We start from the raw sequence: 19,444 nt of genomic DNA, 5'->3' as shown, positions 1-19,444 counted from the left end.
TCCTTCGTGTGCGTGCGTGCGCGCGTGGCGCGCTCAGGCCCGGGTCACCGTCGCGCTCGCCTCGCCCTCGCCCACGACGACCTGCACGGAGCAGATCGTCTCGGAGGCGATGAGGCTCAGGTGCGCGCCGGTCCAGGCCTGGCGCTCCGCCGGGACCGTGAGGGTCACGACGGCAGGCTCACCGATGCTCAGGCCGGAGGCCTTGCGCTCGTCCTGGATGAGGCGGATGAGGTCGCGGGCCCAGCCCTCGGCCTCGAGCTCCTCGTCCAGCGCCGTGTCGAGCACGACGAAGGCGCCCGAGGCCAGCATCGCGGCGGACAGTGACTCGTCGCGGACGTCGATGCGGCTCGTGAGGGTGAAGGCGGAGTCCTCGGCCTCGAGGACCACGGGCACGCCGTCGAGCAGCAGCTCGTCGAAGCGCACGTCGCCGTCCTCGGTGAGGGTCCACTCCCCCGCCTTGACGGCGGCGAAGAGGCGGCTCGTCATCTTGCGGACCTCGGGGCTGAAGGCGCGCGGGTTGAGGGTCAGCTCCTCGCTCACCTCGTAGCCGGCGGTGGCGGCGTCCAGGACCCGCACCTCCTTGACGTTGACCTCCTCGCCGATGAGGGCACGGAAGGGCGCCAGGCCGGCGGGGTCGGCCGTGGCGACCGTCAGGCTGCGCAGCGGCTGGCGCACGCGCAGCCTCTCAGCCTTGCGCAGGCTCAGGGTCGCCGAGACGGCGTCGCGGGCCTCGTCCATGGCGCTGACGAGGGCGGGGTCGGCGACGTGCTCGGGCAGCGTCGGCCAGTCGGTCAGGTGCACCGAGCGCCCGCCGGTCAGGCCGCGCCAGATCTCCTCGCTCACGAGCGGGGCGAGGGGGGCCATGACCTCGGTGAGCACGCGCAGCACGGTGGCGAGCGTGTCGAAGGCCGGGCGGGCCACGGCGGCGTCGGCGCTGGTCAGGCGCGTGCGCGAGGTGCGCAGGTACCAGTTGGTGAGCACGTCGATGAACTCGCGGACGGTGGCGGTCGCACCGGTGATGTCGTAGGCGCTCATCTGCGCGCCGACGGTCTGCGTCAGGTCCTTGACGCGGGCGAGGACGTAACGGTCCATGACGTCCAGGCGTCCGCGCGGGCCGAACAGGCTGGCGTCGTCGAGGTCCACGCCCTGGGTGGTGTAGCCCGCGCCGTCCTCGGCCCGGCCGGCGTAGAGCGCGAAGAAGTACCAGGTGTTCCACAGGGGCAGGAGGACCTGGCGGACGGTGTCGCGGATCGCCTGGTCGGTGACGGCGAGGTTGCCTCCGCGCATCACCGGCGCCGACAGGAGGAACCAGCGCATGGCGTCGGCCCCGTCGCGGTTGAGGACCATGGACACGTCCGGGTAGTTGCGCAGCGACTTGCTCATCTTCGCCCCGTCGTTGCCCAGGAGGATGCCGTGGGAGACGCAGGAGGTGAAGGCGGGACGGTCGAACAGCGCCGTGGCCAGCACGTGCAGGGTGTAGAACCAGCCTCGGGTCTGGCCGATGTACTCCACGATGAAGTCGCCCGGGTAGTGCGACTCGAACCAGTTGACGTTCTCGAAGGGGTAGTGCACCTGGGCGAAGGGCATGGAGCCGGACTCGAACCAGCAGTCCAGGACGTCGGGGATGCGGCGCATCGTGGACTGGCCGGTGGGGTCGTCCGGGTTGGGCCGCACGAGGGTGTCGATGAAGGGCCGGTGCAGGTCGGTGACCTTGACCCCGAAGTCGGCCTCGAGCTCGGCGTAGGAGCCGTAGACGTCGGTGCGCGGGTAGTCGGGGTTGTCGCTGACCCACACGGGGATGGGGGCGCCCCAGAAGCGGTTGCGCGAGATGGACCAGTCGCGGGCACCCGCCAGCCACTTGCCGAAGATGCCGTCCTTGATGTGGGCGGGGTACCAGTCGATGCCCTGGTTGAGCTCGACCATGCGGTCACGGATGGCGGTGACGCGCACGAACCACGAGGAGACCGCCTTGTAGATGAGCGGCTTGCGGCAGCGCCAGCAGTGCGGGTAGGAGTGCACGTAGGAGGCCTGGCGCACGAGGACGGCGCGCTGGTGCTCCTCGCGGCGGGCCAGCGGCCCGGTGCCGTCGCGCAGGTCGGCGATGATCGGCTTGTTGGCGTCGAAGATCTGGGTGCCGGCGTAGTCGGGGACCTCTGAGGTGAAGACGCCGCCGTCGTCGATGGGGATGACGGTGCCGATGCCGTAGGCCTGGCAGATGAGCATGTCGTCCTCACCGAAGGCGGGGGCCTGGTGGACCAGGCCGGTGCCGTCGGTGGTGGTGACGTAATCGGCAAGGAGGAACGTCCAGGCCGCGGGGCCGGGTGCGGCGCCCTCGGCGCGGTGGGCCTCGTCGTCGTAGTAGTCGTAGATCGGGTGGTAGGCCAGGCCCTCGAGCTCGCGGCCCGGGCGGGTGGACAGGACCTCGGGCTCCTCGCCGAGCTCACGGGCGTAGGCGCCCACGAGCTCGCTGGCGATGATGACGTCCTGGCCGGCGAGGGGGGAGTCGAGGTCGGCGCCCACACGCACGACGCTGTACTCGACCTCCGGCCCGACGGCGACGGCGGAGTTGGAGGGCAGGGTCCAGGGCGTCGTCGTCCAGATGAGGGCCAGCTCGGGCCGGTCGGTGCCGTCGGCGGCGGGGAGGTCGCTCAGCCGCTCGACCAGGCGCAGGCCCACGGTGACGGTGTTGTCCTGACGGTCCTGGTAGACGTCGTCGTCCATCTTGAGCTCGTGGTTGCTCAGAGGAGTGCGGTCGTGCCAGCAGTAGGGCAGGACGCGGTGGCCCTGGTAGGCCAGGCCCTTGTCCCACAGCTGCTTGAAGGCCCACAGCACCGACTCCATGTAGTGCGGGTCGAGGGTCTTGTAGTCGTTGTCGAAGTCAACCCAGCGCGCCTGGCGGGTGACGTAGTCCTCCCACTCCTTGGTGTAGCGCAGCACGGAGGTGCGGCACTCCTCGTTGAACCTCTCGATGCCGATGCCGCCGGGGCGGGTGATCTCGGTGACGTCGTCGATGCCGAGCAGGCGCTGGGCCTCGAGCTCGGCGGGCAGCCCGTGGGTGTCCCAGCCGAAGCGGCGCTCGACGCGCTTGCCGCGCTGGGTCTGGAAGCGGCCGACCGCGTCCTTGACGTAGCCGGTCAGCAGGTGGCCGTAGTGGGGAAGGCCGTTGGCGAAGGGCGGGCCGTCGTAGAAGACGAACTCGTCGCAGGTCTCGTCACGGTTGTCGATGGAGGCCTGGAAGGTGTTGTCGGCCTTCCAGTAGGCCAGGACGTCCTCCTCGATGGCCGGGAAGGAGGGCGAGGGGTTGACGCCCTGGCCGTCGCGGTGCAGAGGGTATCCCCGGGGGTGGAAGGAGTCGCCGGCGGCCGGTGCGGACTGTGCCATGGGTGTGTGCCTCTCGTGAACGTCTGAGTGTCACGAGGACGACGCCGACCGCCCCGTGGGGCGGCGGTACCGCGGTACCACCTCGCTTGCCCTGTGCCGCCGGTGGCGGCGGCGCAGGGCCGCTTCGTTGGGGGCTGTGCGGGCCCCTCCCGCCCGGGTCTAGTGGGGCACCAAGGGCCTGTTCTTCCGGGAGGCTCGCCGGTGATGCCCGGGTGCGTCGCACCCGGCCGGGTCACTGCCTGGTTGCCGGGAGTGTAGCCAGGGGCCGCGAGCGCGGGCCAGCCGGGGCCGGCGCGCCGGGGCGTCGGCTTGGACACACCGCCACCGCGACGTCCGGCCGCGTCGGCACGCCCGGCCGCGTCGGCACGCCCGGCCCGCGTCGGCACGCCCGGCGCGGGCCGGCCGAGCCGGGCGCCCCGCTCAGCCGCGGGCCACGAGGGTGTTGGTCGCCTGGGCGCGCGGGCGCACGACGAGGCAGTCGATATTGACGTGGGAGGGGCGCTCGAGGGCCCACACGACGCACTCGGCGACGTCCTCGGCGACGAGGGGCGCGGCGACCCCGGCGTAGACGGCCTCGGCGCGGGCCCGGTCCCCGTGGAAGCGGTTGAGGGCGAACTCCTCGGTGGCGACCATGCCGGGGGCGACCTCGATGACGCGCACCGGCTCGCCGACCAGCTCCTGGCGCAGGGTGGTGGCGATGACCCGCTCGGCGTGCTTGGCGGCGACGTAGCCGCCCCCACCGGGGTAGGTGCCGTGGGCGGCGGTCGAGGTGAGGAAGAGCAGGTCCCCGCCCCTCTCGCGCAGGGCGGGCAGGAAGGCCTGGCTCACCCGCAGGGCGGCGAGCGCGTTGCGCTCGTACATGGTCAGCCACTCCTCGACCTTGCCGTCGGCGACGAGGTCAGCACCCAGGGCCCCTCCGGCGTTGTTGACGACGGCGTCCAGGCGCCCGCCGTCGAGGACCCGCTCGGCGAGGTGGTCGATGTCGCCCTGCTCCTGGAGGTCGGCGGCCACCCACTGGCAACCGGTCTCGGCGGCCAGGGCCGCCAGGCGCTCCACGCGGCGGGCGGTGGCGACGACCTCCCATCCGTGGGCGGCCAGGAGGCGGACGGTGGCGGCCCCGATGCCGGTGGAGGCTCCGGTGACGAGGGCGCGGCGGGCGGCGGTGGTGGAAGGGGTCATGGCCGTATTCTGGCCCGATGAGCGACGACGCCGTCCCCCTCGTTCCGCACGAGCCCGCCTGGGTGCGCCACGCGATCGCCTGGCACGTGTTCCCACTGGGGGCGGTCGGTGCCCAGGCGCTGCGTCCCGAGGGGGACCCGGCGGACCCGTCCTCCCCCGCCGGGGCGGCAGCGGGCGAGCACCGTCTGCTGCGGCTCGTGCCGTGGCTGGACCACCTCGTGAGGCTGGGGGCCAACGTGCTCCAGCTGGGGCCGGTGCTGGACTCGATGTCACACGGCTACGACACGGTGGACTACCTGCGGGTGGACCCGCGGCTGGGCACGGAGGAGGACCTGCTCACGCTCATCGGCCAGGCCCACGCGCGCGGCGTCAAGGTCATGCTCGACGGCGTGTTCAACCACACCGGCATCGCCCACCCGGCCTTCGCCCGCCTGGCGCAGGAGGGGCCCTCGAGCGCCGGCGCCAGGATGTACCGGCTCACCTGGCCGGGCGGCGAGCAGGCGTGGGCGCCGGGGACGGCGCCCGGGTACGAGCGCTTCGAGGGCCAGGACTGGCTGCCTGCCCTCAACCACGCCTCACCCGAGGTGGCCGATCTCGTGGCCGGGGTGATGGAGCACTGGTGCGAGCGCGGGGTGGACGGCTGGCGCCTGGACGCCGCCTACGCGGTGGACCCGGTGTTCTGGCGCTCGGTGCTGCCCCGGGTCAGGGCCTGGTTCCCGCAGGTGTACGTCTACGGGGAGGTGATCCACGGCGACTACGCGGGCGTGGTGCAGGCCTCGGGGATGGACGCCGTGACGCAGTACGAGCTGCGCCAGGCGGTGTGGCACTCGCTGGCGGACGCCAACCTCTACGAGCTGGACTGGACGCTGACGCGGCACGCCGAGATGCTGGAGCGCTTCGTGCCGTGGACCTTCGTCGGCAACCACGACACGACCCGCATCGCCTCCGCTGTCGGCAGCCGGCGCCTGCTGGGCCACGCCCTGGCGCTGCTGCTCCTGCTGCCGGGAACGCCGGCGGTGTACTACGGGGACGAGGAGGGGCTGGAGGCCGTCAAGGAGGAGCGTCTGGGCGGTGACGACGCCATCCGCCCGCCGCTGCCCGCGGCGGAGTGGGACGAGCACAGCCCGGGGGCGCCCACGCGTCACCTGCACGCCGAGCTCATCGCCCTGCGGCGGCGCCTGCCGTGGCTGCACGACGCCGTGATCGAGCGCCTGCACCTGGACAACCGGCTCCTGTCGCTGGCGCTGCGGCCGCGCGAGGGCTCCTGCGTGGCCGCGCAGGAGGAGGCGGGGGGCGTCGTCCTCGTGCTGAGCCTGGAGGACCACGAGGCGTGGCTGCCCACCGGCGGCAGGGGGCGGGTGCTGGCCGGCGCGCACGGGCTGGATCCGGCGCGGCCGGTGGACGGCGGCGTGGTGCTGCCGCCGACGGGCTGGGCGGTGCTCGCCTGAGGCGCGGGCACGGCGCCACCGCAGGACGCACAGCCAAGTTGTCCTGACAAAACGGAGGATGTCGACGCTGCGGAGACCTAGGCTGGCACCATGCTGTCCTCCCTGTCCCCAGGCGCCTGGGTCCTGCTGGCCGTTGGTGCGGCCGCCATCGGCGTGTCAAAGACTGCCCTGCCCGGGGTGACGACGCTGGCGGTGGCGCTGTTCGCCGCGGTCCTACCGGCTAAGGCCTCCACAGGGACGATCCTCGTGCTTCTGCTCGTGGCGGACATGGTCGCGATCACCACCTACCGGCGCGACGCCGACTGGGCCACGCTGCGCCGGCTCGTGCCCGGCGTGCTCACCGGGGTGCTGCTGGGCAGCGCCTTCCTGGCGGTGGCCCCGGACCGGCTCACCGCGGTGTTCATCGGCGTGCTGCTGCTCGTGCTCATCGCCGTCACGCTCGTGCTCATGAGGCGCCCGCAGCCGCCGCGGGTCCAGGGTCGGGTGGGACGCGCGGTCTACGGCACGCTGGCAGGCTTCACGACGATGTCGGCCAACGCGGGCGGGCCGGTGATGAGCATGTACCTGCTGGCCTCAGACTTCGCGGTGACCTCCTTCCTGGGGACCTCGGCCTGGTTCTTCTTCATCGTCAACGTCGTCAAGCTGCCCTTCTCCATCGCCCTGGGCGTCATCCGTCCCGAGGCCCTGTGGATCGACCTCGTGCTGGTGCCCGTCGTGCTGGCCTCGGCCCTCGCCGGACGACGGCTGGCCACCCGCATGGACCAGGACCTCTTCAACAGGATCGTCACCGTGCTCACGGTGGCCTCCTGCCTGTACCTCATCACCACCGCCCTGTGAGCAGCGGCCGGCAGGCGCCGCGCACCGCCTCGCGGGGCCGCCCACGCGGGCGCGACGGCGGCCGGTAGCCTGACGGCCATGACCTCCCAGGCAGCACCAGCCACGCCCGCAGCACCCCGCACCCCCGACCGCCGCCCCGGCACGGCGCTGCCGCCCGGCACGGCGGTCGGTTTCATCGGCGCAGGCAGCATGGCGGGCGCGATCGTGCGCGGGGCGGTAGACGCGGGACTGACCCGGGGCCCGGGCGCCACGCGCCTGCTCGTGACCAGCGCGCACGGCTCAGCCGCCGCCCTCGCCCAGGAGCTGGCCGACCAGGGGGTCGAGCACGTGGCGCAGGCGCCGGACCTCGTGCGCGCCAGCGACGTCGTCGTCCTCGCGGTCAAGCCGCACGTCGTGCCAGCGGTGCTCGAAGCGCTGCGCACGGTGCTCGCTGAGCACCAGGCGCTGGTCGTCTCCCTGGCCGCGGGCCTGCCCCTCGCCCGCCTGGAGGCGCTGCTGCCCGAGGGCTCGCGCGTGGTGCGGGCGATGCCGAACATGGCGGCGGCCGTGAGGGCGTCGATGACGGCACTGGCAGCGGGCTCGCAGGCGGGCGAGCAGGACCTGCTCCTGGCGGAGGGGCTCATGGGGGCGGTGGGGCGCACCACCCGGATCGCGGAGCGGGACTTCTCAGCCTTCGTGGGCCTGGCGGGCTCCTCGCCCGCTTTCGTCCTCACCTTCATCGAGGCGCTGGCGCGGGCAGGCGTCCTGGCGGGCGTCCCCAAGGTGCAGGCGGTGGACATCGTCGCCCAGGCGGTGCTCGGCTCGGCACTGACCGTGCAGGCGGCCACGAGGGCCGAGGGCGGCCGCACTCCGGCGGACCTGGTGGACGCCGTGTGCTCGCCGGGGGGCACGACGGTCGCCGGGCTCGTGGCGATGGAGCGGGCGGGGTTCTCCAGCGCGGTCATCGAGGGCTTTAGGGCGACGGTGGCGCGCGACCAGGAGCTGGGCGCCTGAGACGGGCTCTGGGTGCGACGCCACCCCGCCCCACCGAAGCACGTTGCATGACGAAAGGAACATTGCTAAAGCTCCCCTGCCTCTCCAGCTCGTGACGTGCACAACCCCAGGTGGCCACGAGGAATGCTCAAGGATGAGCACGCAGCGCCGCGGCCCCCTCCACCGTCGCCCCCAGGACCCGTCGGACAAGACCGACGCCGTCCTCGCCGCCCTGCGCCACAGCGCGCCCGCCACCGTCAGCGCGCTGGCCGCCGCCACCGGCTTCTCGCCTCCCACGGTCACCGCGGTCCTGTCAGCGTTCGCCGCCGCAGGAGTCGCCACCGAGTCCGTGCCCGAGGAGCAGGCGGTCGGCCGTCCCGCTCGCACCTGGGACCTGTGCCCGGAGGCTGGCCTCGTCGTCGGCCTCGACCTCCTGCCGGGCTCCGCCCTCGTCGCCGCCGCCGGCATGCGCTGCCACGTCCTGGCCTCACAGCCCGTCCCCCCTGCCCGGCTCACGCGCCCAGGAGCGCCTGGAGGCCGTCAACCACGCCGTCCGGTGCCTGATCGCCGGGCTGGGCCGCCACGGGCCGCTGCGCGCCGTCGCAGCCTCCGCCACCGGAAGGGTCGGTGGTGGCAGCACCGTCCTGCAGACCGACCTCGTGCCCGTGTGGACAGGCTTCCCCCTCGCCGAGCGCCTGAGTGCGGAGCTGGGTGTGCCCGCGGTCGTGGACAACGACATCAACGCCGCCGCCCTGGGCGAGTTCCATGCCCGCCGCCAGCAGGGGCGCATCCGCCCCAACGGGGTCCTGCTCTTCGTCCAGCTCGCCCGCGGGCTGCACACCGGTCTCGTCCTGGGCGGTGCCATCCACCGTGGCCACGAGTTCAACGCCGGTGAGATCGCCGACTTCCTCGCCCTGCACCTGGACGAGGACACCCACGTGAGCGGCTCCTGGGTCACCCGTGCCGTCCTCACCACCGCCAGCGTCGGCGCCGTCGTCGATCCCGACGCCATCGTCTTCTCCTCCTCCGTGTCCTCCCGGGGCACCGTCACCCGGGTCCTGGAGGCGCTCAGCGCCCTGAGGCCCCCCTCCACCCTCTCCTTCGCCGCGGAGGTCAGCGCGCTCGGCTGGGCGGCTGGCGTCGTCGGAGCGACCCACCTCGCCCTGGCCGCCGCCGACCAGGCGCTGACCGGTACCCCGCGACCGCTCCCCGTCACGCTCACGGGCACCTCACTCTTCCTGTCCACGCTTGAGAAAAGCCGGCACACCACCATGACCACCACCCTCAGGCCCCCACCGCACGCTGCGCGTCGGCGTCGGGGGCGTCGGAGCCCGTTCCGGCTTCACGCTCGCCACCGACCTGGATGACGCCACCCGCGTGCTCACCACCGCCTACCGCACCGGCACCAGGCTCTACGTCGGCCACAGCATGCGCCACATGAACGTCGTGCGCACCGTGCGCGACATCATCCGCGCCGGCAGGATCGGCGAGGTCAAGGCCACCTGGTGCCACCACTTCGTGGGCCACGGCGGCGACTACTACGTCAAGGACTGGCACGCCGAGTCGGCGCGTTCAGGAGGACTGCTCGTCCACAAGGCCTGCCACGAGCTCGACGCCATGAGCCATGTGCTGGGCACGAGCATCCAGCAGGCGCAGGCCGTCGGCACCAACGCCGTCTGCCACTCGTGCGCTCCCCGCCGCGGTCCTGGACGTCGGGGGGTCTGTCGCGCCGCTCCATCCACGGCGGGGGCGGGCTGCTGCCGGTGCCCGCGCCGGGCGCGGACACGCGCTCCACGGACGACAACCGCCTCCCCATCTCAGACGTATGACCCACGACACCGGGTAGCCTTCGCTCCAGCAAGGATCATCCCCTGCCCGGGCTCCCGCATCACCCAGGAATTACGTTGTCCTCCAAGAAGAGCCTGCCACCCGACCATCCGTGCTCTCTCATCTTCCTCGACGAGACGGGGTCTGTCTCCGGCGACCGCTTCTTCGCCATCGGCGCCCTCAAGCTCGTCATACCCTCCGAGATGCTGCGCGCCGTGACGAAGCACCGCTCACAGAAGCGCTTCTTCGACGAGTTCCATTTCGGAGGAATGCGTCGCATGGACCAGGACCTGTATCGAGGTCTTGCGGATATTGTCCTCAACCAGGGACAGAGCTCGTTCTACATGTTCATCGCCGACCGCAAGGTGCACGATCCTGTCGAGCGCTTCGGGAACCAGTGGGACGCTTATCTCAAGATGGCGGAGCAGCTCATCGTCGCTCTCATCCGTCCGCACGAGATCGCCACGGTTCTCGCTGACAGCTACACAACCCCAGATCACGTGTTGTTCGAGGAACAGCTCAAGTACAACGTCAACCACCGGCTGCGCCGTCTCGCAGTCGCGAACGTCGCACGTCTTGACTCTCGGTCATCTGACGGCATCCAGGCAGTGGACTTGCTCACCTCGGCCGCCGCCTTCGAGTTCCGTGCGAGCGTCGGGCTCGCTTCGACGAGCAACCACAAAGCTCTGCTAGCAGCCTACATACGCACACGTATGGGCGCCTCGTCCGTCCTGGACGGGTTCCGGTCACCTGACGGCCGCTTCTCACTCGCTGTCTACCAGCACAAGGAGGCGCAGACGCCCCTGCCGGGGACCAGTACCGCCCTTGAGACCTGAGAAGACTGTGGAGTATGATCTGTGTCAACGCGTGGGCCTTGGTGGCCTATAGCCGAAGCACCAATACGGTGTGAGTGAAAGGGCGGCCCGAGGGCCGCCCTTTCTGCCGCCGCTCCCGCAACTGTGCACAGCGAGGTTCTCTTCCTCGCACCCGTAGCCCACCTCACAGGGCGGCAGCCCCGGCCCGCCCAGAGGCCCAGTGTCGGCCCGTGACAGAATCGGGCCCATGTCTGCACCTGAGCACTCCCCCCGGATCCTGCCCTCCGAGCTCCACAGCCCCCGCGTGCCCGCGAGGGTCAGCGCCGACGGCCTGGAGGCCACCTGGGGCGAGCGCTGGGAGGCCGAGGGCACCTACGCCTTCGACCGCTCCGCCGCGCGCGCGGAGGTCTACTCCATCGACACGCCGCCCCCCACGGTCTCCGGCTCCCTGCACGTGGGGCACGTCTTCTCCTACACGCACACCGACACCGTCGCCCGCTACCAGCGCATGCGCGGCAAGTCCGTCTTCTACCCGATGGGCTGGGACGACAACGGCCTGCCCACCGAGCGCCGCGTGCAGAACTACTTCGGTGTGCGCTGCGACCCCACCCTGCCCTACGACCCGGACTTCGAGCCCCCGCACACCGGTGGTGAGGGCAAGTCGATCAAGGCCGCGGACCAGGTGCCCGTGTCGCGACGCAACTTCGTCGAGCTGTGCGAGCGCCTCACCGTCGAGGACGAGGCCCAGTTCGAGGCCCTGTGGCGCCAGCTCGGCCTCTCGGTCGACTGGCGGCAGAACTACCAGACCATCGGCCCGCGCGCCCGCAAGGTCGCCCAGGCGGCCTTCCTTCGCAACCTCGCGCGCGGCGAGGCCTACCAGGCCGCCGCCCCCGGCCTGTGGGACGTCACCTTCCAGACGGCCGTCGCCCAGGCCGAGCTCGAGTCGCGCGAGTACCCCGGCCACTACCACCGCCTGGCCTTCCACGTCGTCGACGCCGAGGCGGCCGCCGCCGCCAAGGCCGCTGGCGCCCCCATCGAGGAGGGCCCACAGGGCACCGCCGACATCTGCATCGAGACGACCCGCCCCGAGCTCCTGCCGGCCTGCGTGGCCCTGGTCGCCCACCCTGACGACGAGCGCTTCCAGCCGCTGTTCGGCCAGACGGTCGCCTCCCCCGTCTTCGGCGTCGAGGTGCCTGTGCTGGCCCACCCGGCCGCGGAGAAGGACAAGGGCGCGGGCATTGCCATGTGCTGCACCTTCGGCGACACCACCGACATCGACTGGTGGCGGGACCTGGGCCTGCCGCTGCGCGCCATCCTGCGCAAGGACGGCCGTCTGGAGACCGAGACCCCCGAGTGGGTCACCGACGAGGCCGGCCGCGCCATGTACGCCCAGATGGCCGGCAAGACGACCTTCTCCGCCCGCGCCGCGCTGGTCGAGCGCCTGGCGGCCACCGGTGAGATGCGCGGCGAGCCCACCAAGACGCTGCGCCAGACGAACTTCTTCGAGAAGGGCGACAAGCCCCTGGAGATCGTCACCTCCCGCCAGTGGTACATCCGCAACGGCGGCACCGCCTGGACCAACCCGGCCTCGGGTGCGGATCTGCGCACCGAGCTGCTCGGGCGCGGGCAGGAGCTCGCCTGGCACCCGGACTTCATGCGCGTGCGCTACGAGAACTGGGTCAAGGGCCTCAACAACGACTGGCTCATCTCACGCCAGCGCTTCTTCGGCGTCCCCTTCCCCCTGTGGTACAGGCTCGACGACGAGGGTCAGCCCCTGTACGACGAGGTCATCGTCCCCGACGAGTCCGCCCTGCCGGTGGACCCCTCCTCGGACCCGGCCCCCGGCTACAGCGAGGACCAGCGCGGCGTGCCCGGCGGCTTCGTCGGCGAGCTCGACATCATGGACACCTGGGCCACCTCCTCCTTGTCGCCCCAGCTCGTCTCCGGCTGGCTCGACGACGAGGACCTCTTCTCGCGCGTCTACCCCATGGACCTGCGCCCCCAGGGCCAGGACATCATCCGCACCTGGCTCTTCTCCTCCGTGGTGCGCGCCAACCTCGAGTTCGGGGCCCTGCCGTGGCGGCACGCGGGCATCTCCGGGTGGATCCTCGACAAGGACCACAAGAAGATGAGCAAGTCCAAGGGCAACGTCGTCACCCCCAAGGGGCTGCTGGACACCTACGGCTCCGACGCCGTGCGCTACTGGGCGTCCTCCGCCCGCCTGGGCCTCGACCCGGCCTTCGAGGAGACGCAGATCAAGATCGGCCGCCGCCTGGCCATCAAGGTGCTCAACGCCTCCAAGTTCGCCCTGTCGATGGGGGTGCCCTGGGACGCCGACGAGGCCGCCCTGGCTGCCGTGCCGGCGCCGAGCCTGGACGCCCGTGAGGTGACCGAGGAGATCGACCGGGCCCTGCTCGCCGCCCTGGCGGACGTGGTGGAGGCGGCGACGGCCGCCTTCGAGGGCTACGAGCACGCCCGCGCCCTGGAGGTCACCGAGTCCCTGTTCTGGACCTTCTGCGACGACTACATCGAGCTCGTCAAGGAGCGGGCCAACAACGCCTCGGGCACGCACGAGGCCGCTGCGGTGCGCTCGGCGCGCACGACGCTGGCGGTCGCCGTGGACACCTTCGTGCGCCTGCTGGCTCCCTTCCTGCCCTTCGTCACCGAGGAGGTGTGGTCCTGGTACCGCACCGGCTCCGTGCACCGCTCGGCCTGGCCGTCGGCCACCCCCCTGCGTGAGGCGGCCGACGGCGTGGACGCCTCGCTGGTGGGTCACGCCGGCCTGGCGCTGGCCGCGCTGCGCAAGGTCAAGTCGGAGGCGAAGGTCTCGCAGAAGACGCCGCTGGAGTCCGTCACCCTGGTGGTCGCCGCGGGCCTGGCGACAGCGGTCGAGGCCGTGCGCGCGGACCTGGTCGAGGCCGCGAAGGTCACCGGGCCGCTCACCCTCACCCCGGCCGCCCCGGCCGACGGCGAGGAGCCGGGCGCCGCCGTCGTCGTCACGGAGCACGTCCTGGGCGAGCCGCCGGCCAAGCCGGCGAGGTGAGCCGGGGCCTCTGAGCGCGCGAGGGGCGCACCCGGGTGGACCGGGCGCGCCCCTCGCGCGCTGTGGTTTGCCTCACGCCCGCCGTCCCCGTTCAGTCGATTCCTCCAAGAGCCAGACGGACTTTCCTCGGTGCGCCCCGTGCGCAGCCATGACGGGTGCTGAGACAATGCGCGGATGACCGACACCTCCGCGCAGCGCGCCCCTATGTCCACGGGAACCCCCTCCGCCGCCGGTTCACCCCAGGTGGTCGACGGCGTCGCCCTCAGCCCCCTCATCGCGGAGCCCGAGGAGTCCTGGACGGTCCCGTGGCTGCTGGCCGACCGCATCGAGCGAGCGCCCGAGCGCACGATCATCGAGCGCAAGTCCCCCCTCGGCAACTCGTGGGTCGCAGTCAGCGCCCGCTCCTTCGGCGAGGAGGTTGCCCGTATCGCCTCCGGCTTCATGGGCCTGGGCCTCGAGGCCGGGCAGACCGTCGGCCTCATGGCGCACACCTCCTACGAGTGGACCCTGCTCGACATGGCCATCGCCCGCGCAGGCCTGATCTCGGTGCCCATCTACGAGACGGACTCCGCCGAGCAGATCGAGTGGATTCTCCAGGACGCCGCCCTCAGGCTCATCATCACCGAGTCCACCGCCCTGGCCGAGATCGTCCGCCAGGCCATCAGCGCCTACTCCACGGCCCACGAGGACGCCCACAGCGTTGACGTCCTGTCCCTGGACCGCGACGCCCTGACGGACCTGGCCACGGCGGGAGCGGAGATCAGCCGCGCCGCCCTGGACGCCCGCACCGCCGCCGTGCGCGCCTCGGACGTCTACTCCATCATCTACACCTCCGGCACCACCGGCCGTCCCAAGGGCGTCGAGCTGTCCCACCGCACCGTGGCGGGACTGGCGTGGAACGGCGTGAGGTGGATCCCGGACGTCCTGCTCTCCGAGGACACCCGCCTGCTGCTCTTCCTGCCGCTGGCCCACTCCTACGCACGCTTCCTCCAGACCCTGGCCCTGGCCGGCAACGGCGTCCTGGGGCACTCCGACCCCAAGACCCTGCTGCCGGACCTCACGGCCTTCGGCCCCACCTACGTCCTGGCCGTGCCCCGCGTGCTGGAGAAGATCTACAACGCCGCCGACGCCAAGGCCGGGTCGGGCGCCAGGCTCAAGATCTTCCGCTGGGCAGCCAAGACGGCCATCGCCTACTCGCGCGCCCTGGACACCCCCCAGGGCCCCTCCGTGGCCCTCAAGGCGCAGCACGCCGCGGCGGACCGGCTCGTCTTCCGCACGATCCGCGCGCTCCTGGGCCCCAACGCCCGCTACGCGATCTCCGGCGGCGGTCCCCTGGGAGAGCGCCTGGGCCACTTCTACCGGGGCCTGGGCCTCATCATCCTCGAGGGCTACGGTCTGACCGAGACCATCGGCCCCACCAGCGTCAACCTCGACATCCGCAACAAGATCGGCACCGTGGGCCCGCCCGTGTGCGGCAACCGGGTGCGTGTGGCCGCCGACGGTGAGATCGAGGTCACGGGCCTGGGCGTCTTCTCCGGCTACCACAACAACCCGGCCGCCAACGCCGAGTCCTTCACCGAGGACGGCTGGTTCCGCACCGGTGACATCGGCTCCATCGACGAGGACGGCTGGATCCGCATCACCGGCCGCAAGAAGGAGCTCATCGTCACCGCCGGCGGCAAGAACGTCGCCCCGGCGGTCCTCGAGGACCGCCTGCGGGGGCACCCGCTCGTGAGCCAGGTCGTCGTGGTCGGCGATGGCGAGCCCTTCATCGCCGCGCTCATCACCCTCGACAAGGAGATGCTGCCGCAGTGGCTCGTCAACCACGGGCTCGAGCAGATGGACGTCGTCGAGGCCTCGCGCCACCCCCAGGTGCTCGCCGCCCTCGACCGGGCCGTGGCGCGGGCCAATCGGGCCGTCTCGCGTGCTGAGTCCATCCGCGCCTACCGGGTGCTCACCACGGACTTCACCGAGGCCAACGGGCTGCTCACGCCCTCGCTCAAGGTCAAGCGCTCCGCCGTCATGCGTGTGCACGCCGACGCCGTGGCGGACATCTACGCCTCCACCCGCAAGGGTCCCAAGGAGGTGTGAGCACCAGCGGGGCACGTGTCCTGGCACGCGCCCCGCTGGCCACGGCTCCCGTGGATTCCACAGGACCCGGCCCCGATACCTTGCAGGTCATCAGCCCCCATGACAGCCGTTCAGGGCCCACACTGGTTGTCATGACCGAATCCACTGCCGCCACCGCTCCCGAGACGACGGGGCGTCGCCCCACCACGGCCCGCGAGTACTCCACCGAGCTGCTCGTTCCCATCCACACCGGTATGACCGCCCCCTGGGCCCTGGCGGAGCGCGTGCGCCGCAACCCCCGCGGCACCCTCTTTGCCCGTAAGTCCTCCCTGGGCCGCAGCTGGCGCGACATGAGCGCGACCGCCTTCCGCGCCCAGGTGCGTGAGGTGGCCGCAGGACTCGTCGCCCGCGGTCTGCGTCCGGGCGACACCGTCGCGATCATGGCGCACACCTGTTTCGAGTGGACGCTGATGGACTTCGCCGCCTGGGAGGCCGGTCTCGTCGTCGTCCCCGTCTACGAGACCTCCTCCGCCGAGCAGGCCGAGTGGATCCTCTCCGACGCCCACGTGCGCCTGGCCATCGTCGAGAACGAGGCCATGGAGACGATGCTGCGTGCCCTGGCCTCGGCGGCCCAGCCCGGCACGAGCCTGCACGAGCTTGAGGTCCTCACCCTGTCCAAGAACGCCGTCACTGACCTCATGGCTGAGGGCAAGGGTGTGGACCACTGCGAGCTCGACGCGCGCACCGCGGGGCTCACGAGCGAGGACCTGGCGACCATCGTCTACACCTCGGGCACCACCGGCCGTCCCAAGGGCACCGAGCTCACGCACGGCAACCTCGTGGGCATCGGCTACAACACCTGCGCCCACGTGCCCGAGGTCCTGGGCGGCACGGACGTGCGCCTGCTGCTCTTCCTGCCCCTGGCGCACGTGCTCGGCCGCTTCATCGAGGTCACGGTGGTCTGCTCCGACCACGGCGTGCTGGGCCACTCCCCCGACGTCAAGAACCTCGTGACTGACCTGGCGACCCTGCGCCCGACCTTCGTCGTGGCAGTGCCCCGCGTCTTCGAGAAGATCTACAACGCTGCCGACGCCCGCGCCCAGGGTGCCAGGCAGAAGGTCTTCCGTATGGCGGCCAAGACCGCCATCGCCTACTCACGGGCCCTGGACACGCACGAGGGCCCCAGCCGCGCCCTGCGCGCCCAGCACGCCGCCTTCGACCGCCTCGTCTACCGCACGCTGCGGGGCCTCATGGGCGGGCGGGTGCGCCACGTCGTCTCCGGCGGCGGGCCCCTGGGCGAGCGTCTGGGTCACTTCTACCGTGGCGCCGGCGTCGTCGTCCTCGAGGGCTACGGCCTGACCGAGACCACCGCGCCCTGCACGGTCAACCCGCCCGACGACATCCTCATCGGCTCTGTCGGCCTGCCGCTGCCGGGCACCCGGATCCGTCTGGACGAGGACGGCGAGATCCTCATCCAGGGCATCGGGCTGTTCCGCGGCTACCACAGCAACGACCAGGCCACCGCCGAGGCCTTCACCGAGGACGGCTGGTTCCGCTCCGGTGACATCGGCTCCTTCGCGCCCGGTGGGCACCTGCGCATCACCGGGCGCAAGAAGGAGCTCATCGTCACCGCCGGCGGCAAGAACGTCGCCCCGGCCATCCTGGAGGACCGTCTGCGGGCCCACCCCCTCGTGAGCCAGGTGCTCGTCGTCGGCGACAACCGCCCGTGCATCGGAGCCCTCGTGACCCTGGACGCGGAGATGCTGCCCCTGTGGCTGTCCTCCCACTCTCTGGAGCCGATGGACCCCGTGGCCGCCGCCACGGACCCGCGCGTGCTCGCCGCCCTGGAGAAGGCGGTCGCGCGCGCCAACGAGGCGGTCTCACGCGCCGAGTCGATTCGTACCTTCACGGTGCTGCCGACTGACTTCACGGTGGAGAACGGGCTGCTGACGCCCTCACTCAAGGTGCGTCGGGCCGAGGCGGTCTCACGCTTCGCCCAGGAGATCGACGACCTCTACACCAAGGTGCCCTCGGCCCCGACCACGCGCGGCTGACCCCTGGCGCCCCCAGGGCCGGTGAGCGCCAGGGCCAGTCGGCCGGGCGATGGCCCAGGCGTGTCTCAGGCCGACGCGTGGGCGTCGCGGATCGCCTCGTGGTGGCGGATGACCTCCTCGACGATGAAGGCGAAGAACTTCTCCGCGAAGACCGGGTCGAGCCCGGAGTCCTCGGCCAGGGCACGCAGGCGCCTGACCTGACGCTCCTCGCGCGCGGGGTCGGAGGGCGGCAGGTCCAGCTCGGCCTTGAGCATGCCGACCTGCTGGGTGCAGCGGAAGCGCTCCGCCAGAAGGTGTACGAGGGCGGCGTCGAGGTTGTCGATGGTGGCGCGGTAGGCGGCCAGCTGTGGCGGCACCCCCGTGGCCGGCCCCTCGACGCGCTCCGCCCCGCGCGCAGGCGCGCGCTCCTGCTCCTGGCTGCTCCCGGGCGCTGGCACGCTCATGCGGTCCGGCTCCGCTCGCCCTTGCTGGTGGAGGTCAGGGTTCCCGAGCCCGCCTCGTAACGGGGGCGTGAGCGCCCAGAGACGGCATCGACGTCCACGACGACGCGGCCCACCTCCGGCATCGAGGGCACCTCGAACATGGCTTCACCGAGCACCTCCTCGACGATGCTGGTCAGTCCGCGGGCACCGGTCTTGCGGGCCAGGGCGAGGCGGGCGATGGCCTCGATGGCCTCGGGTGTCATCTCGAGCTCGACGCCGTCGAGGCTGAAGAGGTACTGGTACTGCGAGACGAGGGCGTTGCGCGGCTCGGTCATGACTCGCACGAGCTCGGGCACGCCGAGGTCCTGGACGGTGGCGATGACGGGCAGGCGGCCGATGAACTCCGGGATGAGACCGAACTTGTGCAGGTCCTCCGGGCGCACCTGGGAGGTGAGGGCCTCCGTGCCGCTCTGGGCGAGGACCCCGCCGAATCCGAGGGAGGAGGCGCCGGACTCCTTGCGCTGGCGCTGGCGGACGATGTCCTCGATGCCGGCGAAGGCCCCTGCGGCGATGAACAGGATGTTCGTCGTGTCGATCTCCAGGAACTCCTGGTGGGGGTGCTTGCGCCCGCCGCCGGGCGGGACGGAGGCCGTGGTGCCCTCGATGATCTTGAGCAGGGCCTGCTGGACACCCTCACCGGAGACGTCGCGGGTGATGGATGCGTTCTCGCTCTTGCGCCCGATCTTGTCGATCTCGTCGATGTAGATGATGCCCTTCTCAGCGCGCTTGACGTCACCGTCGGCGGCTTGGATGAGCTTGAGGAGGATGTTCTCCACGTCCTCGCCCACGTAGCCGGCCTCGGTCAGGGCCGTGGCGTCAACAATGGCGAAGGGAACGTCGAGGTAGCGGGCGAGGGTGCGGGCCAGGTGCGTCTTGCCGGTGCCGGTGGGACCGAGCAGGAGGATGTTGGACTTGCCGAGCTCGAGGCCGTCGCCCTCGGCGACGGCGCGCTCACGCACCTGGACACGCTTGTAGTGGTTGTAGACGGCCACGCTCATGGCGCGCTTGGCGCTCTCCTGGCCGATGACGTACTGGTTGAGGAAGCTGAAGATCTCCTGCGGCTTGGGCAGCTCGAGGGGTACCCCCGCGCCGGAGTCACCCAGCTCCTCGTTGACGATCTCGTTGCACAGCTCGATGCACTCGTCACAGATGTAGACGCCCGGACCGGCGATGAGCTTCTTGACCTGCTTCTGGCTCTTGCCGCAGAAGGAGCACTTGAGAAGATCGACGCTCTCAGCGCTGCGTGCCACGTTTCCTCCGGTTCTGCCCCGGCCTGCGCGGGGTCCCTGCTCAGCCTACGGGGCGGTGCGACCGGCGCGTCCGGGGCGCGCCGGTC

At 71.6% G+C, this 19,444-nt stretch carries 13 protein-coding genes and 1 pseudogene; 9 read left to right on the top strand and 5 right to left on the bottom strand.

The window, feature by feature from the left end:
• Positions 1 to 33 precede the first annotated feature (33 nt).
• Both ileS and ACSJJR_RS07385 read right to left on the bottom strand, forming a co-directional pair.
• Positions 34 to 3,381, bottom strand: coding sequence for an isoleucine--tRNA ligase (ileS, locus tag ACSJJR_RS07390; RefSeq protein ID WP_435942931.1), 3,348 nt, complete (start codon positions 3,379 to 3,381; stop codon positions 34 to 36).
• Positions 3,382 to 3,801: 420 nt separating this feature from the next.
• Positions 3,802 to 4,560 (bottom strand): SDR family oxidoreductase, encoded by a 759-nt coding sequence (locus tag ACSJJR_RS07385; RefSeq protein WP_435942930.1) that lies wholly within the window; start codon positions 4,558 to 4,560, stop codon positions 3,802 to 3,804.
• Between the two features lie 17 nt (positions 4,561 to 4,577).
• On the opposite strand from ACSJJR_RS07385, the gene ACSJJR_RS07380 reads away from it, so the two are divergent.
• The 3 genes from ACSJJR_RS07380 to proC all read left to right on the top strand — a co-directional run bounded on the left by ACSJJR_RS07380 (position 4,578) and on the right by proC (position 7,838).
• A complete protein-coding gene (locus tag ACSJJR_RS07380; protein WP_435942929.1) occupies positions 4,578 to 6,008 on the top strand; it encodes an alpha-amylase family glycosyl hydrolase in 1,431 nt (476 codons plus the stop codon).
• 90 nt (positions 6,009 to 6,098) lie between these two features.
• On the top strand, positions 6,099 to 6,845 hold the full coding sequence (locus ACSJJR_RS07375) for a sulfite exporter TauE/SafE family protein (protein WP_435942928.1): 747 nt from the start codon (positions 6,099 to 6,101) through the stop codon (positions 6,843 to 6,845).
• Positions 6,846 to 6,923: 78 nt separating this feature from the next.
• On the top strand, positions 6,924 to 7,838 hold the full coding sequence (gene proC / locus ACSJJR_RS07370; RefSeq protein WP_435942927.1) for a pyrroline-5-carboxylate reductase: 915 nt from the start codon (positions 6,924 to 6,926) through the stop codon (positions 7,836 to 7,838).
• Between the two features lie 292 nt (positions 7,839 to 8,130).
• On the opposite strand, the gene ACSJJR_RS07365 is transcribed toward proC, so the two are convergent.
• A complete protein-coding gene (locus ACSJJR_RS07365) occupies positions 8,131 to 8,295 on the bottom strand; it encodes a hypothetical protein (protein WP_435942926.1) in 165 nt (54 codons plus the stop codon).
• Between ACSJJR_RS07365 and ACSJJR_RS07360 the strand changes: the two genes are divergently transcribed.
• The 6 genes and pseudogenes from ACSJJR_RS07360 (at position 8,225) to ACSJJR_RS07335 (ending at position 17,626) form a co-directional block, all read left to right on the top strand.
• On the top strand, positions 8,225 to 9,184 hold the full coding sequence (locus ACSJJR_RS07360) for an ROK family protein (protein WP_435942949.1): 960 nt from the start codon (positions 8,225 to 8,227) through the stop codon (positions 9,182 to 9,184). The genes ACSJJR_RS07365 and ACSJJR_RS07360 overlap by 71 nt on opposite strands.
• Before the next feature lie 61 nt (positions 9,185 to 9,245).
• Positions 9,246 to 9,431, top strand: a pseudogene (locus tag ACSJJR_RS07355) (Gfo/Idh/MocA family protein); the annotation flags it as partial.
• A gap of 290 nt (positions 9,432 to 9,721) precedes the next feature.
• The gene (locus ACSJJR_RS07350; RefSeq protein WP_435942925.1) at positions 9,722 to 10,480 is read left to right on the top strand and encodes a DUF3800 domain-containing protein; all 759 of its coding nucleotides are present in this window, start codon (positions 9,722 to 9,724) and stop codon (positions 10,478 to 10,480) included.
• A gap of 226 nt (positions 10,481 to 10,706) precedes the next feature.
• On the top strand, positions 10,707 to 13,502 hold the full coding sequence (gene valS, locus ACSJJR_RS07345) for a valine--tRNA ligase (protein WP_435942924.1): 2,796 nt from the start codon (positions 10,707 to 10,709) through the stop codon (positions 13,500 to 13,502).
• 204 nt (positions 13,503 to 13,706) lie between these two features.
• Entirely contained in the window at positions 13,707 to 15,593 is a 1,887-nt protein-coding gene (locus ACSJJR_RS07340; protein ID WP_435942948.1) for an AMP-dependent synthetase/ligase, read from the top strand.
• Positions 15,594 to 15,724: 131 nt separating this feature from the next.
• Positions 15,725 to 17,626 (top strand): AMP-dependent synthetase/ligase, encoded by a 1,902-nt coding sequence (locus ACSJJR_RS07335; RefSeq protein ID WP_435942923.1) that lies wholly within the window; start codon positions 15,725 to 15,727, stop codon positions 17,624 to 17,626.
• Between the two features lie 65 nt (positions 17,627 to 17,691).
• Here the strand turns inward: ACSJJR_RS07335 and ACSJJR_RS07330 are convergent, their stop codons facing one another.
• Together ACSJJR_RS07330 and clpX are read right to left on the bottom strand one after the other, a co-directional pair.
• Positions 17,692 to 18,069 carry a chorismate mutase gene (locus ACSJJR_RS07330; RefSeq protein WP_435942922.1) on the bottom strand — a complete coding sequence of 126 codons (378 nt, stop codon included), beginning with the start codon at positions 18,067 to 18,069 and terminating at the stop codon, positions 17,692 to 17,694.
• Positions 18,066 to 19,358, bottom strand: coding sequence for an ATP-dependent Clp protease ATP-binding subunit ClpX (gene clpX, locus ACSJJR_RS07325; protein WP_435942921.1), 1,293 nt, complete (start codon positions 19,356 to 19,358; stop codon positions 18,066 to 18,068). The genes ACSJJR_RS07330 and clpX overlap by 4 nt, the downstream gene beginning before the upstream one ends.
• Between the last annotated feature and the right edge of the window lie 86 nt (positions 19,359 to 19,444).

Source organism: Actinomyces sp. W5033 (assembly GCF_051303165.1).
The sequence above is the reverse complement of the archived record's forward strand: the minus strand, read 5'-3'. Positions and strand labels throughout refer to the sequence as shown.

Coding starts and splice junctions, on each gene's coding strand:
- ACSJJR_RS07385 (WP_435942930.1), bottom strand. CDS start 4,560: ATGACCCCTTCCACCACCGCCGCCCGCCGCGCCCTCGTCACCGGAGCC.
- valS (WP_435942924.1), top strand. CDS start 10,707: ATGTCTGCACCTGAGCACTCCCCCCGGATCCTGCCCTCCGAGCTCCAC.
- proC (WP_435942927.1), top strand. CDS start 6,924: ATGACCTCCCAGGCAGCACCAGCCACGCCCGCAGCACCCCGCACCCCC.
- ileS (WP_435942931.1), bottom strand. CDS start 3,381: ATGGCACAGTCCGCACCGGCCGCCGGCGACTCCTTCCACCCCCGGGGA.
- ACSJJR_RS07340 (WP_435942948.1), top strand. CDS start 13,707: ATGTCCACGGGAACCCCCTCCGCCGCCGGTTCACCCCAGGTGGTCGAC.
- ACSJJR_RS07330 (WP_435942922.1), bottom strand. CDS start 18,069: ATGAGCGTGCCAGCGCCCGGGAGCAGCCAGGAGCAGGAGCGCGCGCCT.
- ACSJJR_RS07335 (WP_435942923.1), top strand. CDS start 15,725: ATGACCGAATCCACTGCCGCCACCGCTCCCGAGACGACGGGGCGTCGC.
- ACSJJR_RS07375 (WP_435942928.1), top strand. CDS start 6,099: ATGCTGTCCTCCCTGTCCCCAGGCGCCTGGGTCCTGCTGGCCGTTGGT.
- ACSJJR_RS07380 (WP_435942929.1), top strand. CDS start 4,578: ATGAGCGACGACGCCGTCCCCCTCGTTCCGCACGAGCCCGCCTGGGTG.